Here is an 8104-nt window from a genome sequence, read left to right as displayed (position 1 = left end):
CGGGCTCACGCCGGCGACACCGGGCGGTCCCTTCGGGCTACCGTCGTCGACCCCCCGCCGCCGCCCCGGTCGCCGCCACCGCCACCCGGCGCCGCCTGGTCGCGGTCACGGCGTGCCCCACCGGCATCGCCCACACCTACATGGCCGCGGAGGCCCTCGAGGCCGCCGCCGAGCGGGCCGGGGTCGACCTCGCCGTCGAGACCCAGGGCTCGGCCGGCTCGACGCCGCTGGGCGCCGACGTGATCCGCCAGGCCGAGGCCGTCATCTTCGCCGTCGACGTGGGGGTGCGCGACCGGGCCCGCTTCGCCGGCAAGCCGCTGGTCTCCTCGGGCGTCAAGCGACCGATCGACGCCGCCGACGCCATGATCGCCGAGGCGCTGCGCAACGCCGACGACCCGGCCGCTCCGCGCGTCGAGGGCTCCGGCTCCGACGCGGGCGCCGGCTCGGGTGCCGGCACCGGCGGCGGCGAGACGTGGGGCGGCCGCACGCGGCGGGTCCTCATGACCGGCGTGTCCTACATGATCCCGTTCGTGGCCGCCGGCGGTCTGCTGATCGCCCTGTCGTTCCTCTTCGGCGGCTACGAGATCGTCGGACCCTACGGCGAGATCGCGGTCAACAACACGCTGTTCAACCTGCCCGACGTCGACGCCCTCGGCCTCGACCACGCCCTCTTCGGCTCCGGCCTCATGGCCTACATCGGCGCGCTCTTCTTCGTCATCGGCAAGACCGCGTTCATGTTCTTCATCCCGGCCCTGGCCGGCTACATCGCCTACGCCATCGCCGACCGTCCCGGCATCGCGCCCGGCTTCATCGTCGGCGGTCTGGCCGCCAACATCTTCGGCGTCGTCGACGGCGACGGCGTCGGGGTCCCGGCCACGGGCTTCCTGGGGGCCATCGTCGGCGGTGTGCTCGCCGGCGTCATCGCCCACTGGATCGGCTCGTGGAAGGTGCCCGCCTGGGCGCGCGGCCTGATGCCCGTGCTGGTCATCCCGCTGCTGACCTCGATCATCGCCGGCCTGCTGATGCTGGTCGTGCTCGGCCGCCCGATCGGCTGGCTCATGGACCAGCTCAACGACGGTCTGAACTCGATGAGCGGCAGCTACGCCATCCTGCTCGGTGTCGTGCTCGGCCTGATGATGGCCTTCGACATGGGCGGTCCGCTCAACAAGGTCGCCTACTCCTTCGCCGCCGCCGGCGTCGGCGGCGCGGCCCTCGCGGCCGACGCCCCCGAGCTCAAGATCATGGCCTCGGTCATGCTCGCCGGCATGGTGCCCCCGATCGCGCTGGCCCTGGCCACCGTGGTGCGGCCGAAGCTCTTCACCCAGCCCGAGCGGGAGAACGGCAAGGCCGGCTGGCTCCTGGGCGCCTCCTTCATCACCGAGGGCGCCATCCCGTTCGCGGCGGCCGACCCGCTGCGCGTGATCCCCTCGATCATGCTCGGCAGCGCCGTCACCGGCGGCCTCTCGCAGGCCCTCGACGTCAGCGTCCGGGCACCGCACGGCGGCATCTTCGTGCTCTTCGCCGTGGACGGCGTGCTCGGCTTCATCATCGCCCTGGTCGCCGGCGTGCTCGTCGGCGCCGCCGCGGTCATCGTGCTGAAGTCCACGGCCAAGAACCCCGCTGTCGCGCCCGTCGCCTGACCCCGCCACACCCGCCCGCACCCACCCCCTCCGAAGGAGCACCATGCCCAGCAAGACCGTCACCGTCGGCTCCGCCGTCGGCCTGCACGCCCGCCCCGCCGCGATCATCTCCGAGGCGGCCGGTGAGCTCGACTCCGAGGTCATGCTCGCCGTCGAGGGCGAGGAGCCGGTCGAGGCCAGCTCCGCGCTGCTGATCATGACCCTGGGCGCCGGCAAGGGCGACTCGGTCACCGTCTCCGGTGACTCCGAGGCCGACGTCGAGGCCATCGCGGCCCTCGTCGAGAAGGACCTCGACGCCTGACGTCGTCCCACCCGCGCGGACGCAGCGGCCCGGCACCCTCCAGGGTGCCGGGCCGCGGCGCGTCCGGAGGCGTCGCGGCGACGCCGCCCGTCGACCCTCAGTCCGCCGCGCGGGCGCGCAGCGTGAGGTAGACCGCGCGCATCCCCACCGCCCGCTCGACGTGACGGGTGACGCCGGAGAAGAACTGCTCGCGGTAGGTCTCGTCGGTGACCGCCGAGACCGTGAAGTAGAGACCGGAGAAGGCGGCGAGGAAGAGCGCGACCTTCACCAGCTCCACCGAGACGCTCGGCAGCCAGGTGAGGCTCGTGATGCTCTCGCGGGCGGTCCAGGCCAGCTGCACCTGCTCCCCCATGGCCAGGGAGCCGAAGAGCAGGAAGAAGGCGAAGACCATCGCCACCAGCAGCAGCACCTGCACGGCCTGGATGACCAGGAGCACGAGCACGAGGTTCCACCGCTCGAAGCCGCTGACCTCGGCGTGGGACGCAGGATCGGCCGTCGCGTCGGCGAGCAGCTCCTCGCAGGCGGCCTCCAGCGGTGTGCCCCGGCAGGCGCGCCGCAGGAACGCGTCGTCGACCGCGTCGTCGGCGCGGTCGACCTCCTCGGGCAGCCGCACCAGTAGGAAGGCCACGGCCAGCCCGCCGAGCAGCAACACCAGCAGCCACAGCACGCCGGGGGCGAGGCTGGCCGAGAGCTGCCACACCTCGGCGTTGATGAAGAGGAAGGTCATGAAGAGCAGCAGCAGCGGCAGCGCCCGGGTGGCCATCGGCAGCAGCAGCCGCAGGCTGCCGAACGTCCGGCCCAGCGCCCAGGCGAGGATCGGGCGCAGCCGCAGCGCGGTGAGGGCGTACCAGCCGAGGGCAGCCAGCCCGAGCGAGACGAGCAGCGCCGGCGCCGCGCTGAGCTCACCCACCCACCAGGCCAGCAGACCGCCCAGGGTGCCCGCCACGACCGCGACGACCAGCAGCAGGGGTGCCGTGCGCCCGGGCTTGAGGGCCTGGCGCGCCGCCGCACGCTCGGAGGGCACGAAGTAGGTGAGACCGTTGCGGGCGAACCACGTCTCCGCGGCCGCGAGATCGGTCGGGGTCGACGACTCCCCCATCAGCCGAGCAGCAGGTCGCGGGCCCGCGCGACGTCGTCGGCCATCTGCACCAGCAGCTCCTCGACCGAGGCGAAGGCGGTCATGCCGCGCAGCCGCTCGACGAAGGAGACCTCGACCTCGACGCCGTAGAGCTCGAGGTCGGTGCGGTCGAGCACGTAACTCTCCACGCGCCGGTCGCGCTCCCCGGCGAAGGTCGGGTTGGTGCCGACGCTGATCGCGGCGGGCAGCGGGTCGCCCGTCGCGCCGACGCGTCGCAGCCAGCCGGCGTAGACGCCGTCGGCCGGGGCCGCGACGCTCGCGTCGATCGGCACGTTGGCCGTGGGGTAGCCGAGCTCGCGCCCGCGCTGGTCGCCCTGCACCACGAGGCCGCGCACGGCGTAGGGCCGACCGAGCGCCTCGGCCGCGCCGGCCACGTCGCCGGCGGCCAGGCACGTGCGGACGTAGGTCGACGACCACACCATCGGGCCGCCGTCGAGCGGGATGCCCTCGGCGGCGAAGTCGTGGCGCAGCCCCTCCTCGACCAGCGTGGTCACGTCGCCGGCGGCCTTGTGGCCGAAGCGGAAGTTGGCCCCGACCACGACGCTCGCGGCGTGCAGCGCGTCGACGAGGACCTTGACCACGAACTCCTCCGGCGTCCAGGCCGCCACGGCGCGGTCGAAGGGCAGGGCCAGCATGGCGTCGGCTCCGGCCTCGTCGAGCAGCGCGGCGCGTGCCTCCATCGTGGTGAGCGTCGTCGGCGCGTGCTCGGGACGCAGCACGGCCATCGGGTGCGGGTCGAAGGTGACCGCGACGACGGGGCGGTCGCCGGCGAGCGAGCGCGCCCTCGCCAGCACGCGACGGTGACCGAGGTGGACGCCGTCGAAGTTGCCGACCACCACGACCGAGCGCGGCTGGTCCGGGGGGACGTCGTCGAGGGAGCGCCAGATCTGCACGGTCAAACCCTAGACCCGGGCCCTCAGACGAAGACGGCGACCGCCCGGGCCCGGTCGTCGCGGGGCTCGTAGAGGGCCAGGAACTCCCCCGCCGGGTCGAAGAGCGCGGTGAGGCCGTCGAGCGCCAGGTCGAGCGGCCGCCCGATGCGCACGTCGCCGGCCTGACGCGCGTCGAGGTCGAGGGACGCGAACGCCGCGCGTGCGGCGGCGGCGACCGGCAGCAGTGCGCCGGGACCCTGCTCGGCCAGCTGCTCCAGGGTGGTGGCGACCGTGAGGTCGTAGGGCCCGACGGCCGTGCGGCGCAGCGCGGTGAGGTGGCCGCCCACGCCCAGCACGCGACCCGCGTCACGGGCGATGGCGCGCACGTAGGTGCCGCTGGAGCAGCGCAGCGCGACGTCGACGTCGACCACGTCGGTGGTCGGGGACCCGCCGGCGCCGTGCCCCGTCACCGCACCGCCGGGCACCCGGCGCACGTCGAGGACCGTGAGCTCGTGGACCGTGACCGGGCGGGCGGCGAGCTGCACGTCCTCGCCGTCGCGCACGCGCTGGTAGGCGCGCTTGCCGTCCACCTTGATGGCCGAGACCGCGGTCGGCACCTGCTCGATGTCGCCCACGAAGCCCGCGAGGCTCTCGCGCACCGCCGCCTCGTCGAGGTGATCGGCCGACGTGGTCGAGACGACCTCGCCCTCGGCGTCGTCGGTGGTCGTGGCGACGCCGAGGCGCACGGTGGCGGCGTAGGCCTTCTCGGTGAGCATGAGGTGGCCCAGCAGCCGGGTCGCCCGGTTGACGCCGAGCACGAGGACGCCGGTGGCCATCGGGTCGAGCGTGCCGGCGTGGCCGACCTTGCGCGTGCCGAGCGCCCGGCGCGCCCGGGACACCACGTCGTGCGACGTGATGCCGCCGGGCTTGTCGACGACCAGCAGGCCGGCGAGGTCGGTCACCGGAGCTCGTCGCCCCCGGCGTCGGGCTCCGCCGCCGGCACGCCGTCCGCGGCGGCCCCGTCCACGTCGTCTACCTCGTCGTCGGCCCCGTCGTCGGCCTCGTCGTCGGCCTCGCGGGGCTTCTTGTACGGGTCCTCCCCGCCGGCGTACGTCGCACCGCGCGCAGCGGCCACGGCCTCGTCCTGGGCCCGGGCGCGCGCGAGGACCTCGTCGAGCTGCCGGGCGGTGTCGGGGAGCGCGTCGGCGACGAAGGTCAGCGTGGGCACGTGGCGCATGCCGAGCTGCTTGCCGACCTCGGAGCGGATCAGGCCCTTGGCCGACTCCAGCGCGGCGGCGGTGCCGGCCCGGGCTGCCTCGTCGTCGCCGTCGGCGCCGAGCACGGTGTAGAAGACCGTGGCCTGCTGGGTGTCGCCGGTGACGCGCACGTCGGTGACGGTGACGAAGCCGAGGCGCGGGTCCTTGACGCGACGCTCGAGCATCTCGGCGACGATGACCTGGATCCGGTCGGCGATCTTGCGGACTCGGGGGCTGCTCATGTTCTCACTCTCTCGCACGCCCGGCTGGGGCGCTGGCTGGCGGTGGCCTCGCGGACCGGCTGGACGACGGTCCGGGGCCCGGACCGACACCGAGCCGGCGCGACGACCCGGGTGGGGTCGTCGCGCCGGCTCGGAGGGTCGATCAGGAGCGCGGGATCTCGCGCATCTCGAAGGACTCCACGACATCGCCGATCTTGATGTCCTGGAAGTTGCGCAGCACCAGACCGCACTCGAAGCCCTCGCGGACCTCGGAGGCATCGTCCTTCTCCCGGCGCAGGGAGGACAGGTCGAGGTTGTCGGCGACCACGGCGTTGTCGCGCAGCACGCGCGCCTTGGCGTTGCGTCGCACGACACCGCTGGTGATCATGCAGCCCGCGATGTTGCCGATCTTCGACGAGCGGAAGATCTCGCGGATCTCCGCCTGGCCGAGCACCGACTCCTCGTAGACCGGCTTGAGCATGCCCTTGAGGGCCGCCTCGATCTCCTCGATCGCCTGGTAGATGATCGAGTAGTAGCGGATCTCGACGCCTTCCTTGTCCGCCATCTCGGTCGCCTTGCCCTGGGGCCGGACGTTGAAGCCGATGATGATGGCGTCGGAGGCGGCGGCCAGGTCGACGTTGGTCTCGGTGATCGCACCGACACCGCGGTCGATGACCCGCAGGCTGACCTCGTCGCCCACGTCGATGTGCGACAGGGCGTCCTCGAGCGCCTCGACCGAGCCGGACACGTCGCCCTTGAGGATGAGGTTGAGCTCCTGGCTCTCGCCCTTCTCCATGGAGGCCATGAAGTCCTCGAGGGTGCGACGCACGCGGCGCTTGGCCTGCATGGCCGCCCGCTCGCGCGACTCGCGCTTCTCGGCGATCTGGCGGGCCATCCGGTCGTCCTCGACGACGATGAAGTTCTGACCCGCGCCGGGGACGGCGGTCAGACCCAGCACCATCGCGGGGCGCGACGGGTCGGCCTCGGTGATGTTCTCGCCGTGCTCGTCGAGCATGGCCCGCACGCGGCCGTAGCCGGCGCCGGCGACGATCGAGTCGCCCACGCGCAGCGTGCCGCGCTGGACCAGCACCGTGGCGACCGGGCCGCGACCGCGGTCCAGGTGCGCCTCGACCACGAGGCCCTGCGCGTCCTGCGTGGGGTTGGCCCGCAGGTCGAGCGAGGCGTCGGCGGTGAGGACGACGGCCTCGAGGAGCTTGTCGAGGTTGAGCTCGGACTTGGCCGAGACGTCGACGAACATCGAGTCGCCGCCGTACTCCTCGGGCACGAGGCCGTACTCGGTGAGCTGGCCGCGGACCTTGGTCGGGTCGGCGTCGGGCTTGTCGATCTTGTTGACCGCGACCACGATCGGCACACCGGCGGCCTTGGCGTGGTTGAGCGCCTCGACCGTCTGCGGCATGACGCCGTCGTCGGCCGCGACCACGAGGATCGCGATGTCGGTCGCCTGGGCACCACGGGCACGCATGGCGGTGAATGCCTCGTGACCGGGGGTGTCGATGAAGGTGATGCGACGCTCGTTGCCGTCGACCTCCGCCGCGACCTGGTAGGCACCGATGTGCTGCGTGATGCCGCCGGCCTCCTTGGCCACGACGTTGGCGTTGCGCAGCGCGTCGAGCAGCTTGGTCTTTCCGTGGTCGACGTGACCCATGACGGTCACGACCGGCGGCCGGATGACCAGGTCGCTCTCGTCGCCCTCGTCCTCGCCGAACTCCAGGTCGAAGGACTCGAGCAGCTCGCGGTCCTCGTCCTCGGGGGAGACGACCTGGACGACGTAGTTGAGTTCCTCGCCGAGCAGCTCGAAGGTCTCGTCGTTGACCGACTCGGTGGCCGTGACCATCTCGCCGAGGCTGAAGAGCATCTGCACGAGGGAGGACACGTCGACGCCGATGCGCTCGGCGAAGTCGGTCAGCGAGGCGCCTCGGGGCAGCTTGACGGTCTCGCCGTCGCCCTTGCGGACGCGCACGCCGCCGATGGTCGGCGCCTGCATCGCCTCGAACTCCTGGCGACGCGCCCGCTTCGACTTGCGACCACGACGCGAGGGGCCGCCGGGGCGACCGAAGGCACCCTGCGTCTGACCGCGCTGGCCGGGACGACCGCCGCCGGGACGACCGCCACCGGTGGGGCCGAAGCCGCCGGGACGACCCGGAGCACCGCCGCCGCCGGGACCACCGCGGCCGGGGGCGCCGGGACGACCCGGAGCACCGCCGCGACCGGGGGCACCCGGGCGACCCGGAGCGCCGGGACGACCGCCCGGACCCTGGCCGAACGCGGCCGGGGACTTGGGCATCATCGCGGGGTTGGGACGGGGCATGCCCGAGCGACCCGGCGCACCGCCGTCGCGACCGGCCGGCGGACGCGGCGGACGCTGGTCACCGGCACTCGCGCCGCCACCGGCACCGCCGGGAGCGGGCGCGGCGGGACCGCGGTCGCCGCCCGGGGCCGGAGCGGAGGGCCGACGGCCCATGCCCTGGTTGGACGAGAAGGGGTTGTTGCCCGGGCGCGGCGCACCGGGGCGGCCGACCGGACGGGGTGCCGGCGACTTGGGGGCACCCGGAGCGGGCGCCGCCTTCGCGGCGGGAGCGGCCGGTGCTGCGGGGGCGGCCTTGGCCGCGGGTGCAGCCGGCGCCGCGGGGGCGGCCGGAGCCTCCGGAGCCGCGG

At 73.8% G+C, this 8104-nt stretch carries 7 protein-coding genes; 2 read left to right on the top strand and 5 right to left on the bottom strand.

Annotated features, from left to right (window positions below; all coding sequences use genetic code 11):
- Positions 1 to 1640: PTS fructose transporter subunit IIC (locus tag LPA27_RS18745; protein WP_228943480.1), on the top strand; the 1640-nt coding region annotated here is incomplete at its 5' end.
- A 43-nt stretch (positions 1641 to 1683) separates the two neighbouring features.
- Positions 1684 to 1941, top strand: coding sequence for an HPr family phosphocarrier protein (locus LPA27_RS18740; protein WP_056862421.1), 258 nt, complete (start codon positions 1684 to 1686; stop codon positions 1939 to 1941).
- Between the two features lie 97 nt (positions 1942 to 2038).
- Here LPA27_RS18740 and LPA27_RS18735 read toward each other — a convergent pair whose 3' ends face one another.
- The 5 genes from LPA27_RS18735 to infB all read right to left on the bottom strand — a co-directional run.
- A complete protein-coding gene (locus tag LPA27_RS18735; protein ID WP_228943478.1) occupies positions 2039 to 3040 on the bottom strand; it encodes a lysine exporter LysO family protein in 1002 nt (333 codons plus the stop codon).
- Positions 3040 to 3972 carry a bifunctional riboflavin kinase/FAD synthetase gene (locus LPA27_RS18730; RefSeq protein ID WP_228943476.1) on the bottom strand — a complete coding sequence of 311 codons (933 nt, stop codon included), beginning with the start codon at positions 3970 to 3972 and terminating at the stop codon, positions 3040 to 3042. The genes LPA27_RS18735 and LPA27_RS18730 overlap by 1 nt, the downstream gene beginning before the upstream one ends.
- A 23-nt stretch (positions 3973 to 3995) precedes the next feature.
- Positions 3996 to 4913, bottom strand: coding sequence for a tRNA pseudouridine(55) synthase TruB (gene truB, locus LPA27_RS18725; RefSeq protein ID WP_228943474.1), 918 nt, complete (start codon positions 4911 to 4913; stop codon positions 3996 to 3998).
- Entirely contained in the window at positions 4910 to 5449 is a 540-nt protein-coding gene (rbfA, locus tag LPA27_RS18720) for a 30S ribosome-binding factor RbfA (RefSeq protein ID WP_228943472.1), read from the bottom strand. The genes truB and rbfA overlap by 4 nt, the downstream gene beginning before the upstream one ends.
- Positions 5450 to 5591: 142 nt before the next feature.
- The coding region (gene infB / locus LPA27_RS18715; protein WP_228943470.1) for a translation initiation factor IF-2 at positions 5592 to 8104 on the bottom strand (2513 nt) is incomplete at its 5' end.

Source organism: Nocardioides sp. Leaf374 (assembly GCF_916862475.1).
Taxonomy (GTDB): Bacteria; Actinomycetota; Actinomycetes; order Propionibacteriales; family Nocardioidaceae; genus Nocardioides; species Nocardioides kribbensis.
Note: the sequence above shows the minus strand (reverse complement) of the source record. Positions and strands in the feature narration are given on the sequence as shown.

Coding starts and splice junctions, on each gene's coding strand:
- LPA27_RS18740 (WP_056862421.1), top strand. CDS start 1,684: ATGCCCAGCAAGACCGTCACCGTCGGCTCCGCCGTCGGCCTGCACGCC.
- LPA27_RS18735 (WP_228943478.1), bottom strand. CDS start 3,040: ATGGGGGAGTCGTCGACCCCGACCGATCTCGCGGCCGCGGAGACGTGG.
- rbfA (WP_228943472.1), bottom strand. CDS start 5,449: ATGAGCAGCCCCCGAGTCCGCAAGATCGCCGACCGGATCCAGGTCATC.